At 37.0% G+C, this 22,838-nt stretch carries 17 protein-coding genes and 2 pseudogenes; 4 read left to right on the plus strand and 15 right to left on the minus strand.

The genetic code is table 11. The features are described from left to right. Positions 1-43 precede the first annotated feature (43 nt). The 5 genes and pseudogenes from aceB to LRP84_RS10545 form a co-directional block, all read right to left on the minus strand. Positions 44-1,633 (minus strand): malate synthase A, encoded by a 1,590-nt coding sequence (gene aceB / locus LRP84_RS10525; RefSeq protein WP_230575033.1) that lies wholly within the window; start codon positions 1,631-1,633, stop codon positions 44-46. A 590-nt stretch (positions 1,634-2,223) separates the two neighbouring features. Then, positions 2,224-3,099: pseudogene (locus LRP84_RS10530) on the minus strand (anti-sigma factor domain-containing protein); the annotation flags it as partial. Next, entirely contained in the window at positions 3,092-3,814 is a 723-nt protein-coding gene (sigI, locus tag LRP84_RS10535) for an RNA polymerase sigma factor SigI (RefSeq protein ID WP_230575034.1), read from the minus strand. The gene sigI and the pseudogene LRP84_RS10530, both read right to left, overlap by 8 nt. Before the next feature lie 75 nt (positions 3,815-3,889). Next, positions 3,890-5,095 (minus strand): DUF5667 domain-containing protein, encoded by a 1,206-nt coding sequence (locus LRP84_RS10540; protein WP_230575035.1) that lies wholly within the window; start codon positions 5,093-5,095, stop codon positions 3,890-3,892. Positions 5,096-5,506: 411 nt separating this feature from the next. Then, on the minus strand, positions 5,507-6,007 hold the full coding sequence (locus tag LRP84_RS10545; RefSeq protein WP_230575036.1) for a DUF1648 domain-containing protein: 501 nt from the start codon (positions 6,005-6,007) through the stop codon (positions 5,507-5,509). A 214-nt stretch (positions 6,008-6,221) separates the two neighbouring features. Between LRP84_RS10545 and LRP84_RS10550 the strand changes: the two genes are divergently transcribed. After that, positions 6,222-6,437, plus strand: a complete 216-nt coding sequence (locus LRP84_RS10550) for a spore germination protein (RefSeq protein ID WP_230575037.1) — start codon at positions 6,222-6,224, stop codon at positions 6,435-6,437. Positions 6,438-6,719: 282 nt separating this feature from the next. On the opposite strand, the gene LRP84_RS10555 is transcribed toward LRP84_RS10550, so the two are convergent. Then, the gene (locus tag LRP84_RS10555) at positions 6,720-7,976 is read right to left on the minus strand and encodes a M48 family metallopeptidase (protein ID WP_230575038.1); all 1,257 of its coding nucleotides are present in this window, start codon (positions 7,974-7,976) and stop codon (positions 6,720-6,722) included. Between the two features lie 154 nt (positions 7,977-8,130). Between LRP84_RS10555 and LRP84_RS10560 the strand changes: the two genes are divergently transcribed. Continuing rightward, positions 8,131-8,715 carry an SCO family protein gene (locus tag LRP84_RS10560; RefSeq protein ID WP_230575039.1) on the plus strand — a complete coding sequence of 195 codons (585 nt, stop codon included), beginning with the start codon at positions 8,131-8,133 and terminating at the stop codon, positions 8,713-8,715. Positions 8,716-9,111: 396 nt separating this feature from the next. Here LRP84_RS10560 and LRP84_RS10565 read toward each other — a convergent pair whose 3' ends face one another. From LRP84_RS10565 to LRP84_RS10585, 5 genes are all read right to left on the minus strand, one after another. Then, complete coding sequence (locus LRP84_RS10565; RefSeq protein WP_230575040.1) at positions 9,112-10,017, minus strand: AraC family transcriptional regulator; 906 nt, start codon at positions 10,015-10,017, stop codon at positions 9,112-9,114. Positions 10,018-10,155: 138 nt separating this feature from the next. Continuing rightward, a complete protein-coding gene (locus tag LRP84_RS10570; RefSeq protein ID WP_098306064.1) occupies positions 10,156-11,091 on the minus strand; it encodes an ATP-grasp domain-containing protein in 936 nt (311 codons plus the stop codon). A gap of 90 nt (positions 11,092-11,181) precedes the next feature. Continuing rightward, on the minus strand, positions 11,182-12,714 hold the full coding sequence (locus LRP84_RS10575) for a fatty acid--CoA ligase family protein (RefSeq protein ID WP_230575041.1): 1,533 nt from the start codon (positions 12,712-12,714) through the stop codon (positions 11,182-11,184). Between the two features lie 136 nt (positions 12,715-12,850). Beyond that, the gene (lplA, locus tag LRP84_RS10580) at positions 12,851-13,840 is read right to left on the minus strand and encodes a lipoate--protein ligase (protein WP_230575042.1); all 990 of its coding nucleotides are present in this window, start codon (positions 13,838-13,840) and stop codon (positions 12,851-12,853) included. Between the two features lie 9 nt (positions 13,841-13,849). Continuing rightward, positions 13,850-14,584 (minus strand): MBL fold metallo-hydrolase, encoded by a 735-nt coding sequence (locus LRP84_RS10585; RefSeq protein WP_230575043.1) that lies wholly within the window; start codon positions 14,582-14,584, stop codon positions 13,850-13,852. 175 nt (positions 14,585-14,759) lie between these two features. Between LRP84_RS10585 and yhfH the strand changes: the two genes are divergently transcribed. Continuing rightward, a complete protein-coding gene (gene yhfH, locus LRP84_RS10590) occupies positions 14,760-14,888 on the plus strand; it encodes a protein YhfH (protein WP_230575044.1) in 129 nt (42 codons plus the stop codon). Positions 14,889-14,928: 40 nt separating this feature from the next. On the opposite strand, the gene LRP84_RS10595 is transcribed toward yhfH, so the two are convergent. Continuing rightward, positions 14,929-15,942, minus strand: coding sequence for a LacI family DNA-binding transcriptional regulator (locus tag LRP84_RS10595; protein WP_230575045.1), 1,014 nt, complete (start codon positions 15,940-15,942; stop codon positions 14,929-14,931). Positions 15,943-16,370: 428 nt separating this feature from the next. Between LRP84_RS10595 and LRP84_RS10600 the strand changes: the two genes are divergently transcribed. Then, positions 16,371-16,880, plus strand: coding sequence for a DinB family protein (locus LRP84_RS10600; RefSeq protein WP_437438775.1), 510 nt, complete (start codon positions 16,371-16,373; stop codon positions 16,878-16,880). Positions 16,881-16,978: 98 nt separating this feature from the next. Here the strand turns inward: LRP84_RS10600 and LRP84_RS10605 are convergent, their stop codons facing one another. The 3 genes and pseudogenes from LRP84_RS10605 to LRP84_RS10615 form a co-directional block, all read right to left on the minus strand. Continuing rightward, positions 16,979-19,327 (minus strand): YhgE/Pip domain-containing protein, encoded by a 2,349-nt coding sequence (locus tag LRP84_RS10605; protein WP_230575046.1) that lies wholly within the window; start codon positions 19,325-19,327, stop codon positions 16,979-16,981. A gap of 182 nt (positions 19,328-19,509) precedes the next feature. Then, entirely contained in the window at positions 19,510-20,082 is a 573-nt protein-coding gene (locus LRP84_RS10610; protein ID WP_230575047.1) for a TetR/AcrR family transcriptional regulator, read from the minus strand. A 265-nt stretch (positions 20,083-20,347) separates the two neighbouring features. Beyond that, positions 20,348-22,615: pseudogene (locus tag LRP84_RS10615) on the minus strand (DUF6359 domain-containing protein); the annotation flags it as partial. Between the last annotated feature and the right edge of the window lie 223 nt (positions 22,616-22,838).

The following is a 22,838-nucleotide window of genomic DNA, read 5'->3' on the forward strand; positions in this document are numbered from 1 at the left end:
CGCTATTTACGGGCAGTAAGACTCCACTGATGGAGACTTCACTTTATAAAATTTCATACCCTGGTAACGTTAAAAACGACTCAAATTCATCATTCATAACAAGAGTAGTAAATAATTTCGTAGCTTCTATAAATCGTCCTTTTTCAAAACGATCCCTACCAATCTCTTGTTCTATTTTTGCTAACTCTTCTGTTTTGAACTGTTCTACCAGCGCAAACGTAATCTTTCTTCCATCCTCTAACTTTCCTTCCTCGTGACGAATCCATTGCCACACTTGTGCACGTGAAATTTCTGCGGTTGCCGCATCTTCCATTAAATTACAAATCGGTGCTGCGCCTCTGCCGCTTAACCACGATGCAATATATTGAATCCCAACGCTAATATTTGTACGAAGGCCGGCTTCTGTAATCGTTCCCACAGGAACTTCTAATAAATCTTGTTCTGTTATACTAATTTCTTCTCGTTTTCGATATATTTGATTTGGTGTTTTCATAATGCGATCAAATACTTCCATCGCTACAGGTACAAGTCCCGGGTGGGCAACCCAAGTCCCATCATGTCCATCACACGCCTCACGCTCTTTATCGGCACGTACTTTCTCAAATGCAGCTTCATTCGCTACCGAATCGTTCTTAATTGGAATTTGTGCTGCCATCCCTCCCATTGCCGGTGCATTGCGGCGATGGCACGTTTGAATCACACGCAAACAATAAGCGCGCATAAACGGAACACTCATCGTCACCTGTGCCCGGTCCGGAAGTAGAAACTGTTTATGATTGCGGAAAGTTTTTAAGAAGCTAAAAATATAATCCCAACGTCCGCAATTTAACCCTGCTGAATGATCGCGAAGCTCATATAAAATTTCATCCATCTCAAATGAAGCGTGAATCGTTTCTAAAAGTGCGGTTGCTTTAATCGTTCCATTTGGAATATCAATATATTTTTGTGCAAATACGAACACATCATTCCATAGTCTCGCTTCTAAGTAACTCTCCATTTTAGGTAAGTAAAAGTATGGACCGCTCCCTTTTTTTATTAACGCTTTTGCATTATGAAAAAAGAACAGTCCAAAATCTAATAAACTGCCTGATATTTCTTCACCATCTATTAACACATGCTTTTCTTGTAAATGCCATCCACGTGGACGTACCATTAATACAGCTGTTCGTTCATTGAGACAATACTCTTTACCATTTGAATTGTCATATGAAATCGTTCCCTTAACTGCATCTCGTAAGTTTATTTGTCCTTCAATTGAATTTTGCCATGTCGGTGCATTAGAATCTTCAAAATCTGCCATAAATATACGTGCTCCTGAATTCAGAGCATTTATAACCATCTTGCGATCAACCGGACCTGTAATTTCTACGCGGCGGTCTTGTAAATCATCCGGAAGCGGCGCAATGGTCCAATCATCCACTCGAACATGTGCAGTTTCCTCTAAAAAATACAGCAACTCTCCTGTATCAATTCTCTTTCGTTTTTCTATTCGTTTCTGTAGTAATTCTTTACGGCGCTCGTTAAAATTCTTATGCAGCTCTTTTAAAAACGAGAGTGCTTCTGGTGTCAAAATCTCCAAATACGCCGGTAATACTTCTCCAACGAGTGTGACCCGTGAAGTTTGTGTCGACATATTAGCATCTCCTTCTCTTCAAACTGTTTTATAACAGATTTGATTTTATGTTTATATTATATAACAAAAAATCAGAAAAGGAATATTTTTTTTGAATATTTTAACAACATTCAAAAATTGGTTTATCCATACTTATCACATCAATTTTTTAAAAAAACAAAATATATAGGTATTACAATCACAACAACCGAGTTAAGTTGAGGCATATTCAGGCCTAAATTACGCAAAAGTAGCTGTAGATGAAAACTCCCACCTTAAAATAGGCTACGCCCCGTACGTTTTGAAGATGAAGTTTCATTTCCAATTTTTACATAAAGCGAAACTTCCATCAGTGGGGTTCTTACTGCCCGTTAATACGGGATAAAAAAAGCATAAGGTGTACAACACCCTATGCTTTTTAAATACTCTATAGATTTTTCTTTCCCCTCATGTTTTGGAGCAGGGACTTATTTGTCTTCTTTTTTATGCTCTTTGTCTTCTTGTTTCTGTTCTTTTTTATACTCTTTATCTTCTTGTTTCTGTTCTTTTTTATACTCTTTATTTTCTTGTTTCTGCTCTTTATCTTCTTGTTTCTGTTCTCTTTTATACTCTTTATCGTTGTTTCCTTCTTGATGCCCATTATTTCTTTTTGGTTGCTGGGGCTGCTGTTCTTGGGATTGCTTTTGTTCTTTTTGCTCTTGCTCCTCATGTCTTTCTTCCTTTACAGAAGACGAATTCGATGACGAATTTGATGATGCATCCGGTGGCGACTCTGGTTGCGATTGTACCTCTGGAGGCTGTTGCTCCTGATTAGACGACGGCGGCGGAACAAGCGATTTCTTCTTCTCATTCTCTTGCTTTATATAAACACCTGTGCCGACTCCTGCTTTTTGGGCATTCTCGCGCACTTGCATAGTACTGTCTTGATATACGACTGCAACATGTTTTGTCTCATACTCTTTCTTTAACCCTTGCATAGCCTTTTGCAACTGCGGTTCTAGCGACTTTTCCTCTGTAACAGATGTTAACATAACTTGCTTGTCATTCGTTAAGTATCCATCCTCTTGACTTTGCTTTACAATGGTATGTACTACGTCCTGCAAAGATTGATTTTTCCATTGTTTCATTTCTTTTAAAATGCGCTTTCCATCATCATTACAAGCTCGCAATTCTATAACACGAAGATCCTTTGTTACACTCGCCTCTAAACTTGGATTAATATCAACAGAGACATAAGCGAGTGCTTTTTCTTCCGGTTGGTTGTAGAAAAACAGAAAAACACATAGAAAACAAGCAACAATTAACGATGCAGGCTTTAAGAAAGAAGGGATTGAAAAACGCGGTACTCTTTGTTCTTGTTCGTTAAACGAGACTTCCTCTCCAATCATATAAGAGTGCGATTTTCTTTTAAACGTGATAAACTCTCCGTCTGGCGTTAAAACAACTACGTGATGTTTTTTAATATCCATCACAATCCCTTTATTCATCATTCTTCCTCCCTCTTATATAATCAAGAATATATGTATAGTTGTTTACAAAGATAATACACATTGCAATAATGTATTTTCTGTGCCGCTCCAACGTTTTCCGACTCGCCCTAACACGCGGTTCAATTTGTTTAAGCGGTAATTTTTTCTTTCGGAACAGCTCTTCTATCATTTTCTCTTCTTTTATAACAATCTTTGCAATTTCTATTAAGTGCTCACGCGTATCACGATGCTTTGGAGATTCCTTCGCAAGCTCTGCAAATGTGATTTTAAATTCGTCTAGTACACTTTGAAAATGAAGAATTTCCTCCTTACGGTTACTGTTTTCCATCTCTTTCATATACTCCGTAAGCGATGCCTGCATTTCTACCATTTCCTCTTGCTGGTCTTCTTTTAAAAAGACGAGATTATGCCTAGACTCCTTGCGTATATAGTCAATTACATCTCTTTTTATAAGAAGCTCAGCAAACGCCAGAAAAGATTTTCCTTTTTTATATGAATATTGTTCAATTGCTTGATTAAACGCAAACAATCCAATGCTATATTCATCATCCTGCTCCGTAATATACCGGCGACAAACAGACGAGATTGATTTTCGAATAAAAGGCCGATACTGTGCGATAAAAGCTTCCTTATCTCCTTCGTTGTTTTGTATGTTAAATACGATATCTTCTATGGCCGGTTTTTTTATGATTTTCATCATTAAACTCAACACTAGTAATCCCCCTCCCCCCTTTTGCTTCAAATAGCAAAATGGTCACTAAAGAAGTGACCATTATACCACAATTTCTTACTGCTTTTCTTTGTGCTTTTCTTCTTGCTTGTCGTGACCAACTTTTTTACCGTTGTCTTGATGATCATCGTTTCCTTGATGATCATTGTTTCCTTGATGATCATCGTTTTCTGTTTGACCCTTTTGGTTTGATTGCTCATGCTTCTCATGAGAAACAGCCGGTTTTGCTGGTTGCGCTGGTTGTGCCGGTTTTGCTGGCTGCGCTGGTTGTGCCGGTTTTGCTGGCTGCGCTGGTTGTGCCGGTTGCGCTGGTTGTGCCGGTTGTGCCGGTTGTGCCGGTTGTGCCGGTTGTGCCGGTTGCGCTGGTTGTGCCGGTTGCGTTACTTGTTCTGGTTGTACTGGTTGTGCCGGTTGTTCTGGAGTTACTTCTGTATTTTTCTCTGCTTTCTTGCTTTCTTTTGCAATAGCAGCGGCTTGTTTTTCTTGCTCTTTCTCTATTTTAGCTGCAATCTTTGAAAAACTCTTCTCTATATTTTTGGTAATTGCAGCTTTTGCTTTCGGATTTTGAACTTTATCAAGTACTTTTGCTAATGCTTCGATGTTGTTTCCGATGTGTACTTTTACTTTCGCTGCTTCTTTTTCTTCTTTACTAACGGGCTTTTCTGTCTTTGTTTTCTCTTCACCAGCAGGCTTTTCTGTTTCTGTTTTCTCTTCACCAGCAGGCTTTTCTGTTTCTGTTTTCTCTTCGCCAGCAGGCTTTTCTGTTTCTGTTTTCTCTTCGCCAGCAGGCTTTTCTGTTTCTGTTTTCTCTTCGCCATCAGACTTTTCTGTTTCTGTTTTCTCTTCACCAGCAGGCTTTTCTATTTCTGTTTTCTCTTCGCCATCAGACTTTTCTGTTTCTGTTTTCTCGTCTCCTGAAAGCTTATCTGCTTTTTCTAAGTCCTTCGCCGCTTTTTCTAATGTATCTTGTGTAAAATCGTCTTTTCCCTTATCGTTTAGTACGCCCGCTTCAGCAATTCGTTCCGCCGCTTGCTCGGACAATAGCTTCGCCTTCTCTAAATCGTTTGTCGCAAGAGCCATTTTAATATCTTCCACCATCGTTTTCACGAAATAAAAGAAATCGCCTTGTACTAGAGATGGTTTTTCTGTTTCCGTTGTTTTTACCGCGTCTGTGTTTTCGCTAGCATACGCTGCTGTTCCCATTAGAAACGGACTGCATGCCATCATAGTTACCATAGTTCCTTTTAATAGTACCTTTTTCATATTATTTATTCCTCCATTTGCTTTCTTCACTATACATATTCGGAGGGAATGAAAATTTTATAGGGGTCAAAGAAATATTTTTTTTAAAAATAAAAAACAACTTTTTCATAGATTCATAATATTACTTGATGTTGCTTTGTAATAAAGTTTGATCAAAAATCCTTAATAAACCCTCATTTTAGAGCAAATAAAAAGAATCCATTTCGAAAAAAGATTAATCAAAATGAATTCCTTACTTACTAATTGGTATAGCGATTTTATAAAAAAGTTTGATTAAGACTCATTTAGAATTCTTTAATCAAAAAGAAACAAAACGGTATGACTTTTTTGTAAACAGTGCAACTTTATTTTAAATCTACAATTTCATTAGCTAAACAACTCTGTTCATCTAATGAAATTTCAGCTTCAGATTTAAAGGGTAATTTTTTTTGATTCCCGTAAACTTCTAACTATATAAAATATCATTGTACTAAATAATACAATGAGAAATGTAACAAACGAAATAGTAGAAAATCCAAATTCTCTTTGCATTGCAATTTGCGCATTTTCCCAAGTACTATATACCCCAAATATAATAATTTCAAACTGTAACCATCCTAATAATGTGCGCGAGAGAATATATAATTGTTGTTTCTGTTCTTCTGTAACATGGGGAGGATAGTTAAACAACTGAGGAAAGCGACTTAAAAGATGAAATAAAATATATAATCCTAAACCAACAATTGGATGAATAAAAATATTCCCTTTTCCACCAAATCCATCCGCTTCCCCATTAAATCCAAAATGAGTTGGAATCGTATGCGGTAAAGACGGCCAAATAAAACCAATATATACAAGCATCACAGCAATTCCAAAAAGTGACAAGCCATCCAACCATCTTTCAAGATTTGTTCTTGGCACAATCTTTTTCATCTCTCTCCCCCCTTGCCTTCACATTTTCATTTCACTATATTTTCCACATACAAAAAAAGAATACCCTACCAATATACTTATTTTTATAAACAAACTTTTTTTCAAAATAAATAGCATACAATAAAGTGAAACTTCCATCAGTGGAGGTTTTTTCATCCCCCACTGATGGAAAACCCGCGAATAGCGGGATAAAAATAAAAAAGAGGTGGAGAGCATGCCTGCAATTGTTGACAGCATTATCATTTCACAATGTAATGGGAATGTAAATTTAGGTGACCAATACAATGTAACTCCTGAATTCCGAAATAAAGAACATCATGGCTCTGGATCATCAAATGCAGCAAAAACACTAAAAATTTTTAATGGGGTTAGTACCGCAAATGTATTTGATAATGATCTAAGTGATCAAAAAACACAATTTACACTGTAAATTAGGGATGTGAACTATAAAAAACAATCTTTCTTTTTAGGTCGCGAGAGCGTCTGGCCATGCATAGAAGCGGTCACGGCCTTTTCCTGCCACATGCAAGGGTTAAAACAAAAGGAGAAAGCGAGTTCAGGTAATGTTTTGTTCTGCGTAACAACGACTTATACATTGAAAAATGAAAAAGGATTTATATAACAAGAAAAGAACAAGTAGATTCTAGCCTTTATAATAGAAATCTACTTGTTCTTTTTAATTTTTGTCCTTAATAAACACTTAACTTAATCATTATTTCCTCTTATACTCCTCAAACGTATGAATTCTCTCAAAAATTGGCGGATGCGTATACAAGAAAAATTTCACCAAAGCCGGCGGGTTCACTTGACTTAAACTCGTCTTCGATAAATATTGAAATGTTTTGACCCCCGACTGACTATCCTTCGTCATATCTAATGCATATTGATCAGCCGCTCTCTCTTCAATGCGCGATACGTAATTTGTTGCAGGACTTACCGCAAAGGAAAGCATAGAAGATACGAGAAAAAATAGTGGTAAAACTGAGAAACTAGCTATCTTAGGAATATGCAGTGTATCTCCCCACTTACGAATACACGCTTGAATAATGCGGTTAATGAGGTACATGCCAACGAAAGTTAAGATAATATAACTTCCAACGCCCCAATATATATGCTTCATCACGTAATGACCCATTTCATGTGCCATAATAAATAATATTTCTTTATCTTTTAACTGCTCAAGTGTTGTATTCCATAAAACAATGCGAGAATTCGAGCCAATCCCCGTTACATATGCATTTAACGCATTTGTTTTCTCTGACATATTCACTTCATACACATGCTCTGCTGGAATATTCGCTTTATCAGCTAATGCTAAAATCTTTTTCTCAAGCTTCTCATTATGAAGCGTAGAAAAATCATTATATAGCGGATCAATAACTACCGGCTGGATGAACGTTAAAAAGATGGTGAATGGAACCGAGAGCGCCCAGCCATATAGCCACCAACGTTTTGGATATTTTTTAATGAGCCATAATAGCACAGACACCGTGAGAAACATAAGGAAAAAGTTGACCCAAAAATCAAGCACATGTTCCTTTATCCAATTTGCCGTTGATTGCGTAGAAATGCCGTAATCAATAGACACTTGATGACCAATCCATTGCAGCGGCAATGCTAGCGCTGTTGTCACAAGTGATAAATAAAACAAATAAATCGCAATTTGCAGTGCCCGTACTTTTGTTGTCTCTTTCGCCCATTTTTCAAACCGCTTTGATACTCCAAGAACAAGTGCGAATAATAAAACAATCCATTGCAGCGGCGTCGCTAAGAAAAATAATAAATTTTTCACCCGAGAGTAATCTTGACTAAGCATCAGCTCCTTCGCATTCATAAATGTTGCCGGATCTGCACTTGTTCCTTTATACGCTTCCGGTATCATCTCATGATTCCATCCAAACAAGTACCAATATATAAATAAAGCAAATAGGGCATACAAAAAAAGTGTCCACCTCATAACTTTTCGCATGTTTTCTCCTCCTCATCGCTGCCTGTCTATTATTATTGTAGTTCGTTCCTCGAAAAATAGAACAAGCCAATACGATGAATTGTCATGTAATATTCACTCACTCCCTCCTTATTTTTCAGATTTTTCTTATAAAATAAAGTTGGGAGGGGTTGGAATGAAAAAACTGTATATTACTTTTACATTAGGACTTATTATCGCAATTGGGGTTGGTATTTTTTATTTTACCGGTTACCGAAAAGCATCAGCGGAAATACCAAAGGGGATTGTTATGGAAGATGTAAACGGCGCACCTGTATCATTTGATAAATTACCGAAAAAATTAAAATTAGTAGAATTTATGTATACAAAATGTCCAGATATTTGTCCTGTTACAACATATAAAATGAAATATTTACGAGATGAGCTTGTGAAAGAGAAAGTTTTCGGAACAAAAATCGAATTTATTACAATTACCATTGATCCGAAATACGATACGAAAGAAGTGCTAGAAAATTACTCCAAAACGTTTGACATGAAACAAACGAAAGGTTGGCACCTGCTGCGCGGTGATGAGGAAGAAACGAAACAACTAGCCGAATCTTTTAACTTCCGCTATCGCGATCCTGGAAGCGGTCTTTACATTCATACTTCAAATTCTTATCTACTAGATGAAAACAATCGTTTAATCGAAGTATTTGGCATGGGGGAACGCGGATTTGATAGTAAACAAGTGTTAGAGAAAATTAAAGAGGAAATGTAAATAAATACAAATTGAAAAACCGACAAAACCTTTTTTTAGGTGGGCAAGAGCATCTGGCCATGCATAGAAGCGTTCAGGGCCTTTTCCTGCCACATGCAATGGTTAAAACAAAGCGAGGAAGCGAGTGCAGGTCATTTTTTGTGCTGCATAGCAGTGATTTATATGCTGAAAAATATCGCAACTTACCATATATATTGTTCCTATTGCAACAGACAAATAATACGATATCAGCGCTTTTCTAAATATATCGGCGGAATCACTTCATATATCGGCGCTTTTTAAGATATATCGACCATTCGACACAACATATCGGCGCTTCAGCAATATTCGACATACGTACACAGTAAGAAACTGCTCCCCAAAGGCAAGTAAGTGCCTTTGGGGAGCAGTTTCTTTTTACTTTTTCTTTTGCACTGGCAACCAGATCTCTAGTTGTGCAAGCTCGTGCTTATCTGCATGACACCGCTCATCATATAATTCAAACTCTACAACACCAGAGTGTTCGTAGCCAGAATGCGGAAACCACTCTGTAAAGATGGCATTCCACGTTTGCTGAATCGATGCTACCATTTCTTCGTGCGGAACTTTTGGCGTTGTAAATACAGCATACGTTGCTTCTGGAAATGTACGGCACGTCATCTCGCTTGATACACCATCAAAGCTTGTTGCTTCCATTCCGATAATATACGTAATTTCCCCTGTTTCTAAATTAAAATCTGTACACATTCCTAATTCTACACATTCGTTCGTATACTTACGGTTTGGAATGTTGTCTGCAAGGTTATTTTGCAAATAATTTTCCCACATCGCTGGGATATCTTTTAGATTTTGTCCTTCTTTACTTGTTGTCTTCATTTCATACCCAATCACTTGAAAAGCTGGCTTTGTTTCTATACGAAATTCCATTTGGATTCCTCCTAAATACGGATTAAATTTCCGCTGCATCACATTCACTTTGGAATATAACGGCGTTGGAATCTTTTGCTTTCGATATGCACTCGGCGTCATATGAAACAGCTTTTTAAAGGCGCGCGTGAACGTTTCATGAGATTGAAAGCCGTGCTCTAGTGCAACATCGAGAATTTTCTCCTCTGTGTGAGAAAGCTGATAAGCTGCCCGGGCTAGCCTTCTCTTTCGTACATACTCCATCACAGAGTCTCCTACCAGCGCTTGAAACACACGGTGGAAATGAAACTCCGAAAATCCTGCAATGCGAGCAAGGTTCGCTAACGTTTGCTTTTCCATTACATCTTCTTCAATATAATCTATTACCTTTTGAATTTGTATTTCATAACTTTCCATCTCTGTTCACCTGCCTTATATGTATTATCATAAAGGGGACTGGAATTTTCTTCTTGATGTTTTTTGCTTTTATTATATAAAACTTTTAACCTTTTAATAAAAAGAAAGCTACCCATCAGCAGCTTTCTTCCCACTCTATTATAATTTCTCTAATTCACTGCCAAGAAACTTCGCAATCTCTAACATTCCGTATTTCCCAACAACTGCTTCAGCGTCAGCATTGTAGTTTGTGTTCGTATTAATATCATAAGTGAAAATTTCACCATCAGCATTTCGAATGAACTCAATGCCAGCGATCGCTATATTGTTAGCGGCCAAAACAGCCTCATATTTTTGAATAATTGGGTCGTTAAATCCTTCTACAATTTGAAACTTCGGTTTTTCCGGTGCTTTTTCGCCAACAGGACAGAACAAATCTCCAATTTGACAAGCATCAGCAGGGCATAATTCGAACCCTTTCGATGTATCGACCTGAACTGCATACACAAACTTTCCGCCAACAAATTCACAACGCGTAATATAAGGTTCAGGAGCTTGTATATATTCTTGAATCAACGTAATACCATCTACCGGTTCTTCAAACGCTGCGCTTTCTACATAATCTTTTAAAGAAGCAACAGACTGGAACAATTGAACCCCTAATCCTTTTCCAGCGCGGTTATGTTTCGTAATGAATGGACGTCCTTCAAATTGAGCTGCCGCTTCTATAATATGATCCTTACCAACAGCTGCGATTGTCTTTGGTGTACGAATTCCTTGAGCGTTTAGTGCCATATATTGTGCAACTTTACTTACTTCAAGTTGCAATGCTCTGCTTCCATTGAACACCTTTCGGTTATGTTGTTCTAACCAAGCAAGTACAGCAGCAGTAAGCTCCGGTGCAAAGCGGTGATTTCTCGTATGAGAAGAAGCGCTCATTCGGTTATAAAATACGCCTTCTGGCGGAACAGAAGAAAGATCAACAATACCTTCGTCTAAATGCCATTCTTCATATGGAAGTCCAAGTTCTTCCAACCTTTTTATAAGATGAGTTGTCCACTCTTTATTTTCATGAATAATGTGAATTTTCCCCATAGAAATACCCTCTTTCTAGATGTAATAGTTTCATTATACTATTTTTTCTGTACGAAAAAAGAAAAAGCTGTCCTATTGACAGCTTCTCACCTATACTTGTATCGCCTTCTCTTTTAATGCCCTTCTCAAAATCTTTCCTGTCGTATTTTTCGGAAGTTCCTCTAAAAATTCAATACTGCTCGGTACTTTATATTTCGCAAGATGCAACGAACAGTATGCCATAAGTTCTTCTACTGTAACATTTGCCGTTTTTAGTACGACATATGCTTTCACTGCTTCACCTAAACTTTCATCTGGAACACCGATGACAACAACTTCAGCAACAGCTTCATGCATATATAACACTTCTTCTACTTCGCGCGGGTAGACGTTATAACCGCCAACAAGGACGATATCTTTTTTCCGGTCTACAATGTAAAAATAACCTTCTTCATCCATTTTTGCTAAATCACCTGTATACAGCCAGCCATCACGAATTGTTGCTGCTGTATCTTCCGGCGCTTTGTAATAGCCCTTCATTACATTTGGGCCACGGACGATTAATTCTCCAACTTCGCCAACTGGTACTTCCTCACCCATTTCATTTACAACCTTGTTTTCCACATTCTGAACATTCGTTCCGATTGAACCTGGCTTACGCGAACGATCAAGCGGATTGAAACAAGTGACAGGTGATGCCTCTGATAATCCATATCCTTCCGAAACAATAACATCAAACCTTTCTTCAAAGTTTGTAAGAAGGGCAACAGGCATAGACGCACCGCCTGAAATACAAAGACGCAGCGTATGAACATCTTCTGCACTGGCGTCCTCATATAAAAATAAATAATTGTACATAGTCGGCACACCTGCAAATATCGTAGCTTCGTATGTACGACAAATACGAAATACTTCTTTCGGACTAAACTTTGGCAACATTAAAATCGTTGCACCGTTTACAATTGGCGCATTGACTGCAACCGTTAAACAAAATACATGGAACATCGGAAGAGCTGCAATAATACGGTCATGCTCTGAATACTGTAAATACGAAGCAACATCGCTTGCATTACTGTATAAATTTTTGTGTGTTAACATCGCCCCTTTTGGCTTTCCTGTCGTTCCAGATGTATATAAAATAACAGCAACATCTTCCTCTTGTATATCTGGACCTTGAAAAGCGAGATCTCCGCTGGCTACTAAATTCGTAAACGTTTTCATTTTTTCGGTTTCTTCATGAGTTGAATTTGCTGAGGTTTCACAAATGATGATGTTCTCGATGGAAGGAAGTCTTGATGTAAGTGATTGTATAATTGGTAGAAGGATGTCTAGTGTGATGATTGCTTTAACGTCTCCATTTTGTAAAATGTAATATAGTTCATCTGGTGTATAAATCGGATTGACTGGAATAACGGTGGCTCCCGCACGCATTGCCCCGTATAAACCGATTAAAAAGTGCGGTGAATTCCCAACAATTAATGCAACATTGTCACCTTTTCCAATGCCCATTTTTGCTAAACTACTAGAAAACTTGATGACTAATTCGTTAAATTGGTCATATGAGACCGCCTGATCTTGAAAAATATAAGCCGGCTTGCTCCCTGCCTTGTTCACCGTTTTGGCTAATGTTTGAACGAGATTCACAAAAACCCCCACCTTTTATAAAATTTTAAAAATTCTAAATACATTATATTAAAAGAAAATTAAGGCCGCAAGTTACATTTCATGAAACAAATATAAAAAAACAACCATACGTAAGATATGGCTGTTTTTTATCTCCTTAAAAGAATAAAGATAAGAAATCTTCTTTTGTTATATTACCAAAATAACGTGGTACTTCTACATCAGCTAACGCCTCAGCAAATGCCTCTTTATCAAACACCTTACCACTTAAACGTTCTTCAATGTCGCGTACATCTTCAACACCGAAGAAATCCCCGTAAATCTTACATTCTGAGACTACACCTTTTTGTACTTCTAACCGAACATCTACTTGTCCAACCGGGAAACGGTGTGAATGTTGCAAGTTAAATTTTGGGGATTTTCCGTAGTTCCAGTCCCAATTCCGATAACGTTCTTCTGAGATTTTATAGATTTCTTTCCAATCTTCTTCCGTTAATTCATATGTTGGAATTTCACTTTCGCCTTCAAAAATATTTTCTAAAAGCAGCTGTTTAAATTCTTCAATTGTAATTTTCTCATTTAAAAATTCCGTAATATTTGCAACGCGGCTGCGAATTGATTTAATTCCTTTTGATTGAATTTTATCCATTTTTACATTTAATGCAGATACAACATGGTCAATTTCGGAATCAAATAATAACGTACCATGACTAAACATACGGCCTTTTGTCGCAAACTGAGCGTTACCAGAAATTTTTCTTCCTTCCGCTAAAATATCGTTACGGCCGCTTAATTCTGCGTTAATCCCTAATTTCCCAAGCGCTATTGTCACCGGTTCTGTAAACTTTTTAAAATTGTTAAAGCTATCTCCGTCATCTTTCGTAATAAAGCTAAAGTTTAAGTTTCCTAAATCATGATATACAGCACCGCCTCCAGAAAGACGTCTTACAACGTGAATTCCCTTTTCACGCACATAATCAGCATTAATTTCTTCTACTGTGTTTTGATTCTTTCCAATAATGATAGATGGCTCGTTGATGTAAAACAGTAAATACGTTTCGTTAATATTTAAGTTTTTCACACAATATTCTTCAATCGCTAAATTTATCGTTGGATCTGTAATTCCTTTATTATCAATAAATAACATCGTTTCACCTCAAGATTCCCAAACGTAACCGCTATGAGCAAGCACAATGCGGCCGTTAAAAATTTGTTTTGCTTCCGCTACTAAATCAGATAAATTGCCTGTATGCGGCAAATGAGTTAAAAGCAGCTCTCCTACATTTGCTTGTTTTGCAATTTCTCCTGCTTCTGTACTATTCATATGCCCAGCTTTTGATCCATCTTGATGTGCATACATGTTACATTCACAAATAAATACATCTGCATTTTGTGCAAATGAAACAAACTTTGGCATGTAACTAGAATCTGCTGTGTATACAACAGTTTTCTCACCAGCTGTAATACGCATCGCAAAACATATAGCAGGATGCACTGTTTGTAAGAAGGAAATGGAAAATGGACCAATTTGTAATGTATCCGCTGGGTTGTAAGGAACCCCTTTTGTATACGGTGTATGTGTTAACGATGCAAATCCTTTTGCATCAAAAGTATGGCCATAAATCAGCAGTTCTGGTAATACACCATTTGTCATACTTGTGATTAAGCGAGCATACTGAAGTACCCCAATATCAGCAACATGATCGTGATGATAATGTGATAACAGAACAGCATCTATATCAGAAGGCGTTATGTATTTTTGAATCTGTGCTAGTACACCGCTGCCACAGTCGATAAGTAAACGAAAGCCATCGTGTTCAAATAAATATCCAGACGTTGCTTCTCCCGCTTCTGGAAAACCGCCCCAAAAGCCAACAACTGTCATTTTCATATGTATTCACCCTTTCTAATCCATTAATTATTGTTTCACTTTCTATTCTACATTCTTAACTATAATGGATTTTCTACACATTTTCATTATTTCTAAATTTGTTATAAAACAGTTGTTGACTTTAATCATTTGTACTAATACAATAATAGTAACAATTGGAAATGGAGGGATTTACATGATAGATCAACCAATGGATTTTTTTAGAAATTTACCGGCAAAAACTTGTTCCCAATGCGGAAGAGAGATTGATGAGCAGCACGAAGCGTACCATAACAAATGCGACGATTGTACGCACGAAGAATAATAGATTGTAAACATAAGAAAAACCTAGCAGATATCATCTACTAGGCTGGCATCATTGTACCTTTCACCGTTGACCCTTTCACCAAGAGCTCCAGTTCAAACTCGTACACTTCTTTATTTCGATAATTTTTCGTATGAATTTTATCCATCATCAGTTCGATAACTTTACGCGCCATGTCATCAATTGGCTGATCGATTGTTGTAATACCTGAATCTATAATTTGTGATAAGAACTGATTATCAAAACCAACTACAGCTAAATCGTCAGGAATGCTCCAGTCGTGTTTGTTTGCTTCTGTGATAATTCCTGCTGCGACTTCATCTCCCCCTGCCAAAATAGCGGTAGGATTTTTTTTGTCTTGTAAAAGCTCATAAAACATGTTTTTTCCATCCTCAACAGAGTAAGCGCTTTCAATGAAATCAATCGACTCAACTTGTTTGCTTTTTTCTGTTACAGCACGCAAAAAGCCCATTTTTCGCTGTTGATTTATCACCTTTGTCTCTTTCCCCCGACAAAAGACAAGATGACGATATCCTTGATCTAACACATGCTTCGCTGCTATGTAAGCTCCTTGTGCATGATCAAAGTTTACAGTTGGAATGTTTGCTTCTTCAATATATTCATTGCATAAAACAATTGGTCCATGTTGTAAATAAGGCTCAACATCCTCCCACTGATTTTCAAGTGAACATAAGATAATTCCATCTACTTGTTTCGTAGATAACAATTGTAAATACTCCATCTCTTTTTCTGGTAAATATCTTGTTTGACAAATAATCAGTTTATATTTATGATCTGAAGCTACAATTTCAATTGCCTCAATAAATTTACTGAAAAAAGGATCTGTCACGCGCGGAACCAAAACTGCAATCGTTTCCGTCTTTTGCTTACGAAGTCTTCTCGCCGCAGAATTAGGAACAAATCCAAGGTGTTTCATCGCTAATTGTACTCTCTTTTTTTTCTCTTCCGATACATACGGATGGTTATTAATTACCCGAGAAACCGTTGTTCTTGATAACCCCGCTAATTTCGCTACGTCCTCGATCGTCGACACGAAATTCTCCCCCTTTGAATGAAAACGTTTTCTTATTTAGAATTATATAGTATATAATTGGAAACCGCAAGACACCTTGACGTGAAATTACTATATTAATATTGTAAAACTTAAAAACTAGTAAATTAACGCTATAAACTGCAGGAAAAATGGCTCTATAGTTCGAATTTATTTTGGTGTTGTAATTAGTAGTATAAGGTAAGCTTATAACCCTAGAAAGGATGATATATGAATCGAACAGATTGTTCACTTTCCATTATCCGGAATTGCTACAAAAAAGAATCGTAACAGCAAACGCTTTAGCAAAAAAATATGTATTTTTATTCCAACTGCTGACATAATGGTGTCAGTAATACTTCTTTATAATAAGAGAAAAGAACTTAATTATAATAAGAAAGGGAGTATGTAACATCGAAACAAGTGTCGTTTTGGAGAAGTTTGAAGAGTTAGCAACGTATTATATAAAAGAGCTGCAGAAATACCCATTAGAACTATTTATAAAAAAACCTTCCGATGAAGAATGGTCACTTGGACAAATGTACAATCATCTAATTTTATCAACTTTCCATATGCAAATAGCAGCTATTGAAAAATGTGAAAATAAAACAGCAACTGTTGGCGGGGATAAAACAGAAGCCGGAGAAAAAATTTACGCAATGGGAGGATTTCCTCCTATCCAAATTAAAGTACCTGCTCACCCTGAATATACACCGAACAACCCAACGAATAAAGAAGACATTAAACAAGGTCTGTTACAACTTATCGAAAAAACGAAAGAAATTGAACCAAAATTATCAGCTATTTCAAGCGATTATAAAGTAGAGCATCCGCGTTTAGGCTATTTAAACGCAGCGGAATGGTTTCAACTTATTTATATGCATTTCCAACATCATCTTCGTCAAAAAGAAAGACTCGATCTATTACACGTTAATGGGTAAAATTCTCACCTCAAGGTTCAGACAAACCAAAGACTTTCTCTACAATATAAAAAAGCCTAAAGGTTCGTTAAAACATAACCTTTAGGCTTCTTTTTCATTTATTCTGCTTCCGCAAATTTTCCGAATTGACGCTTATGCATCCAAGTTAATGTTCCGATTGTTCCAAGTGATAACAGAACGATAAAGATCATTAAAATACCTGCATTGTGCCACATAAAGCTGTAATCTCCACTTGAAATAACCGCTTTAAATCCTGATACAGAATATGTCATTGGGAACCATGCGTTAAACACTTGCAATGGTTTTGGAATTAACTCCAGCGGGAATGTACCAGCACTTGTTGTTAACTGTAAAATCAATGTCAAGATCGCAACAAAACGTCCTGCATCGCTGAAAGCTGTTACTAAAAATTGAACTAACGCAATAAATGATAAACTTGTAATAATGCTAAATAATACGAAGTATGGAACACTTTGTACTTCAACACCTAACCAGAACAGTAATATCGCATCCGCAATAAGTGCTTGAATCACACCAACAGCTAAAAGTACACCAAACTTACTAATAAACCAGCTAAATCCTGATTTTGGTATACCAACGGTTTCGCGTAATGGGAACACGATAGATAATAACAGTGCTCCAACGAATAAACCAAGAGATAAGAAGTACGGTGTAAAGCCTGTTCCGTAGTTTGGAACTTCTGCTTCCTTCTCAGTTTTCACTTTCACCGGAGCAGCGAACATGTCGTATTTCTTCTCATCGCCTTTTACTTCGCTTGTTTCTTTAGCGCCCTCGCCAAGTTTTGTTGCAAGCTCTTTTGAACCGTCGTTTGCTTCGCCCAATCCATTCGTTACTTGACCTGAGCCTTCTTGTAATTGAGTTAAACCACTTTGGAAATCTCCTTTTGGATTTACGAATTGACCTAAACCACCTGAGATTTGTTGTGAACCGTCAAGTAAAGCACTTACTCCACTTATTAATTGGCCGGATTGACTTGCTAATTCATTTAAACCGCCTGTTATTTGCCCTGATCCAGTTGCTAATTGATTTAAGCCAGTTTGGAATTCCCCTTTTGAATCTACTAACTGGCCTAGTCCTCCTGTTACTTGCCCTGATCCAGTTGCCAATTGATTTAAACCAGCTATTGATTTTTCCGACAGCTGATTGATTCCTTTATTTAAATCACTAGCACCACTTGCGAGTTGTGTTGCTCCAGCTTCAATTTTTCCAGCACCTTTTTCTCCAGCTAGCCCTTGTACGCCTTGTGCAACTCCTGCTGTACCTTTGGAAACTTGTTGACTACCTTCCATTATTCCTTGAACAGCAGGCTGTAATTGTTTTCTATATTCTTCTGGTAAATTTTTAATTTGTTCATTTAAATCAGCTAAGCTTTTTGAAACCTGTTGAGCTCCTCCTGCTGTTTGTTGCGCAACACCACTTAGTGTATCTGCTTGTTTCTTCCATTCAGATACCCCTTGTGAAAGTCCAGAAGCTCCTGCGCTTATCTCTTGTGCACCTTTTTGAGCTGCTTTGAATCCAGATTGATAGTCACCTTGTGGATCAGTATACTGATTTAATCCATCTGTAATTTGTTGCGAACCATTCAATAACTTACCTAAATTTGATTGCAATTTCCCTTTAGGATTAGTTAGTTCATTTAAACCACCTGTAATTTGTTGTGAACCATTTAATAACTGATTCAATCCACTCGGCATAGCACTTACTTTACTATTTAACTCACCTAAGCCATTCGTAATTTGATTAGAACCTGTTGCTAATTGGTTCAATCCATCATTTGCCTTCTTAGTTAAGTCACCTAAGCCATTTGTGATTTGCTGTGAGCCATCTTTTAATTGACCAGTTCCATCATGAAGCTTACCCGCTCCCTCACTTGCATCAGCAAAACCTTTAGAAACATCTTTTAATGAATCAAACATTGTCTCAGCATACGTTTTCGTTACTGAACTTGCTACTTCACTTTTGATACTTTCAATGGCTGATCCACCAATTTGTGAAGATAAGAAGTTTAAACTTTCATTTGGAATGTACTCTAATTTTGATTTTTTAGGGTTTTCATCCAACAGTGTTGTTGTATTTTTAGAGAAATCTTTTGGAATGCGGATCGTCATGTAATATTTACGATCGTCCATTCCCTCCTTTGCTTTTTTGTCGCTGACAAACTCCCATTTGAAGCTTTTATTTTCTTTCAAATTATCAACAAGTTCCTTACCGGCTTCAATCGGTTTTCCATTATATACTGCACCTTCATCAAGGTTTACGACTGCAACTGGTAAATCATCTAATTGGCTATATGGATCCCAAAACGCCCATAAGAACATACCAGCGTACAATACTGGAATAAATAATACTGCAATAATTGGAACTAAGATTTTTTTGCTTTTAAGAATCGTAGCAAACTCTTTTCCAAGCAGTTTAAATCCTCGCATTGTTTCACTCTCCTCTAAATTATTGACCATTTTGTTCATTTAGTCAGTTTTTTGTAAAAAAAGAAGAAAATAACGACCAATTCATCTTCTCGTATGCGTTGCTATCTTCTTATAATTCCCCTCCACTAACTTATGACCAAATCATTCACTTGGTCATATTTTATAATAATAAGAGGATTATCTTATTTTGACAATCCCTTTAATAAATATAATTCAAAAAGTTCAGCGATATGCTCTTTTTCTAACGGTTCGTGATACTTTTCCCAATCAGAAATAAGAGATACATACAGATGAAGCATGATAAATGCGGTAATTTCTGGATCACATGCTATAATTTCACCTTTTGCAATTGCAACTTCAAGACGAGATTTAATAAATGTAATAATTTCAGAATCCAATTGCCGCATAACATCTTGCACTTCTTTTGTGCCCATATCTCGCTCTTCTTGAATAAGCTTAATCATAAGTTGATGGTCTTTACGGAATTCTAAAATGCTATATAAGGCACGATGTACATTTTCAAAAAATGATACATTTGAATCAATTGCCGTGTCTGCGACTTGCTTCATTTCGGTAATTAAATTTGAAATGATTTCACCAAACAGCTCTTCTTTATTTTTAAAAAACGTATAAATCGTCCCTTTTCCAACATTTGCAAGTTTTGCAACTTGATCCATTGTTGTTGCTTTATAACCAAAAGCGGAAAAAGATTTTGTTGCAGCTTCAATAATTGCTCGTTTTCGATCAATTGCCATGTTGTCACCTCCAATAATGACCGAATGAATATTCCAGTCAATTAGTACGACTATGATATTACCATAGCTTACCAATGTTTTCAAGTTTTATTTTTAACGGAAATTCAGCATTACTCCTTAAAAAATATAATTCATTGTCTCTCATTGTATCAAAAAATAACAAAAGTAAACAAACACACTCATCTGTACGACAGACGAGTGTGTTTTATCCCGCATTAACGGGCAGTAAAACCCCCACTGATGGAAGTTTCACTTTATCTTTCCCTTACGAAGCTTTCTTTAAATCCACCTGTGCAAGTACCGGATCATGATCGCTCATGCGTCCATCCTCTTCCATGACATTTGCATTTAAATGAACTGGATCAACAATGGTGTGCGGTGCAATGTTATTCGTTACGAAAATATGATCTAACACTTGTGCATTTCCTTCATGAATATACGTATAGCGATTTTCTTGTGGAACTGTTTCAAGCATTTCTTTCATGATGTCGCCTTTTAATACTTGCATTGGTTTTGAAAATTCAAAGTCATTCATATCACCGACTACAACAACTGGTGCATTTGCATGTCGCCCCTGAATACCTTTTACGAAACCATTGACTTCCTCAGCAAGTTGCACGCGTTTTGCTTCACTTTTTAGTACAAGCGGCTGGATTTTTCCAAACGGCGATGCATCTCCTAATTTAGAGTTTAAATGATTGGAAATAACAACGATGTTTTGGCCTTGGAACGTAAACTCAGCAGCTAACGGTTTACGTGTATCGTCAAATAATGGATTGTTTTCTCCAATTCGTACAACATTTTTCTCAAGTAAAACCGGCTTTTGTGCTAATTTCACACGAGATGGATTATAGAAGAAACCAACACGAATATTTGCTCCTGGGGCACCGCCATCTTTATTATTTTCTGGTGCAATCTCTATATACTCATACTTTGGTCCGCGAATTTCCTGAATCGCATCAATTAAACGTTTTGCACTAAGTGATGCATCTGTTGTACCGTCATTAATTGTTCCATTGTTATCTTGCATTTCTTGAACACCAATAATATCTGGCATCTTTAAATTGTATTTAATTGCGTAAGCAAGACGTCTTACTTTTTCATCGGACGTTTCTTTTATATTTGCTGAGAAGTTCTCAATGTTATATGTCGCAATTGTGAGTTTATCAAGGCGCGGTTGAATATTTGCACCAAGTTGTTTAAATTCACCATCTTGCAGCGCTGGAAGCTCCCCTATTGGAGCAATACGATAATTTCCGTAGTCGTAACCAACTATACCTGTTACATCTCCAAGAAGTTGATCTCCTGCTTTTGCTACATAATTACGTGCGACCTTAACGGAAAGGCGCTCCGGATTTAAATTGTCAGCTTGCAGCAGCGGCGTCCCGAATTTTGTCGTTACTTTCTGACTGCTATTAGCAATCGTTACATATAAATTACCGTTTTTTTGCGGTGCAATCACTTTTGGTTGTGGCAGTGTTACAAGCATTCCTTCTAAACTTTCATAAAAATCAATTGCATCTTCTGCCGGATCAAACATACCGAATCCATCATTATCAATAACTGTGTCTGGTATTTTTACACCGTTTTCTCCCAATACTACTGCTTCTGGCAATTTTTGATTACTCGCTTTAATTGTAACGCTCTTTGCTTTAATTTCTGTAATCGATAAATCTGTATCAAAACGTTCTGCATATCCTGGTCCGATAAATTCTGCTACCTGTCCATCTACAGAAATGAGATCGCCTACTTTCACGCCTCCATCTTTTTTATAAACATAAATTCCTTCTGAAGTAGCTGGATCTTCATCAGGCTGCGGATCCTGCATATAAAACCCATATTTATCTACTTGTGTAACAATACCTGTAACGACTTTTACATCTTTTCCATCATAAGCAGAAACGTGCGATTTCCCTTGAATATCATGAATGCGAATAGGGTCATTTTTCACAATCGTAAACGAGAATGTCGCAATGCGAGAATCTTCAAATCCCTCTTTCACTGCAATCGCTTTAATGACACTATTTTCATTAAGTACAATTTGTTCATTATAAAGGATACTCTGAGCCGTTGGATTGGATCCATCTAATGTGTAATAGATAGCAGCACCTTCTGTTGCTGTTGTTAATGTTACAGCTGTTCCTTTTTCTACTTCGCCCCCATTTGGATTAGCGATTACATCGCTCACCTTATGATTCTCATTATCTTGAAACGCATAAGCTGTAACAGATTTTAACCCTGGACTGCTGAAATAACTATCTAACGTACCTGTTAAACGCACTTTTTTCCCTATATTTTCTGGGTGATCTTTTACATTCACTGCTTTACGAACTTCACCTATTGGAAGCTGAACCGGCATAATTTTATCCGCGTTTATTTCATCCGGAGAAGCAGCAATTGCAACATTTGTATCTCCAAATTTCGCTGGGTCTTTCGTATATTTACCTGGATTTTGCGTGTACCCAACAATATACCCCTCTACAACCGCTTGTTTCTTTCCTTGCTGCTGAAACAATTGAATTGCTTCATCAACAGTTAATACTTGTTCCTGTTCAGCCTTCGCTACAATATCTGTTACTAACACAACGAACACGAGTGAAAAAAAGATGATTGCTAGCTTTTTCAAAGAAATCCTCCCCCTAAATATTTTTCCTATACCCTAGCATGTTCTATCATAGCAGGGATTCTTTATAAAGAATATTGCATTTGTGAGAATTTACAAAAAATTAATTTCGTACACAAATAAGAAAGGAGCA

The sequence above is a fragment of the Bacillus rhizoplanae genome (assembly GCF_917563915.1).
Taxonomy (GTDB): domain Bacteria; phylum Bacillota; class Bacilli; order Bacillales; family Bacillaceae_G; genus Bacillus_A; species Bacillus_A rhizoplanae.

Excerpts from the sequence above, each read along its gene's own strand:
- aceB (WP_230575033.1), bottom strand. The coding sequence starts at position 1,633 with ATGTCGACACAAACTTCACGGGTCACACTCGTTGGAGAAGTATTACCG.
- LRP84_RS10540 (WP_230575035.1), bottom strand. The coding sequence starts at position 5,095 with ATGAAAAAGGTACTATTAAAAGGAACTATGGTAACTATGATGGCATGC.
- LRP84_RS10545 (WP_230575036.1), bottom strand. The coding sequence starts at position 6,007 with ATGAAAAAGATTGTGCCAAGAACAAATCTTGAAAGATGGTTGGATGGC.
- LRP84_RS10550 (WP_230575037.1), top strand. The coding sequence starts at position 6,222 with ATGCCTGCAATTGTTGACAGCATTATCATTTCACAATGTAATGGGAAT.
- LRP84_RS10555 (WP_230575038.1), bottom strand. The coding sequence starts at position 7,976 with ATGCGAAAAGTTATGAGGTGGACACTTTTTTTGTATGCCCTATTTGCT.
- LRP84_RS10560 (WP_230575039.1), top strand. The coding sequence starts at position 8,131 with ATGAAAAAACTGTATATTACTTTTACATTAGGACTTATTATCGCAATT.
- LRP84_RS10565 (WP_230575040.1), bottom strand. The coding sequence starts at position 10,017 with ATGGAAAGTTATGAAATACAAATTCAAAAGGTAATAGATTATATTGAA.
- LRP84_RS10570 (WP_098306064.1), bottom strand. The coding sequence starts at position 11,091 with ATGGGGAAAATTCACATTATTCATGAAAATAAAGAGTGGACAACTCAT.
- lplA (WP_230575042.1), bottom strand. The coding sequence starts at position 13,840 with ATGTTATTTATTGATAATAAAGGAATTACAGATCCAACGATAAATTTA.
- LRP84_RS10585 (WP_230575043.1), bottom strand. The coding sequence starts at position 14,584 with ATGAAAATGACAGTTGTTGGCTTTTGGGGCGGTTTTCCAGAAGCGGGA.
- yhfH (WP_230575044.1), top strand. The coding sequence starts at position 14,760 with ATGATAGATCAACCAATGGATTTTTTTAGAAATTTACCGGCAAAAACT.
- LRP84_RS10605 (WP_230575046.1), bottom strand. The coding sequence starts at position 19,327 with ATGCGAGGATTTAAACTGCTTGGAAAAGAGTTTGCTACGATTCTTAAA.
- LRP84_RS10610 (WP_230575047.1), bottom strand. The coding sequence starts at position 20,082 with ATGGCAATTGATCGAAAACGAGCAATTATTGAAGCTGCAACAAAATCT.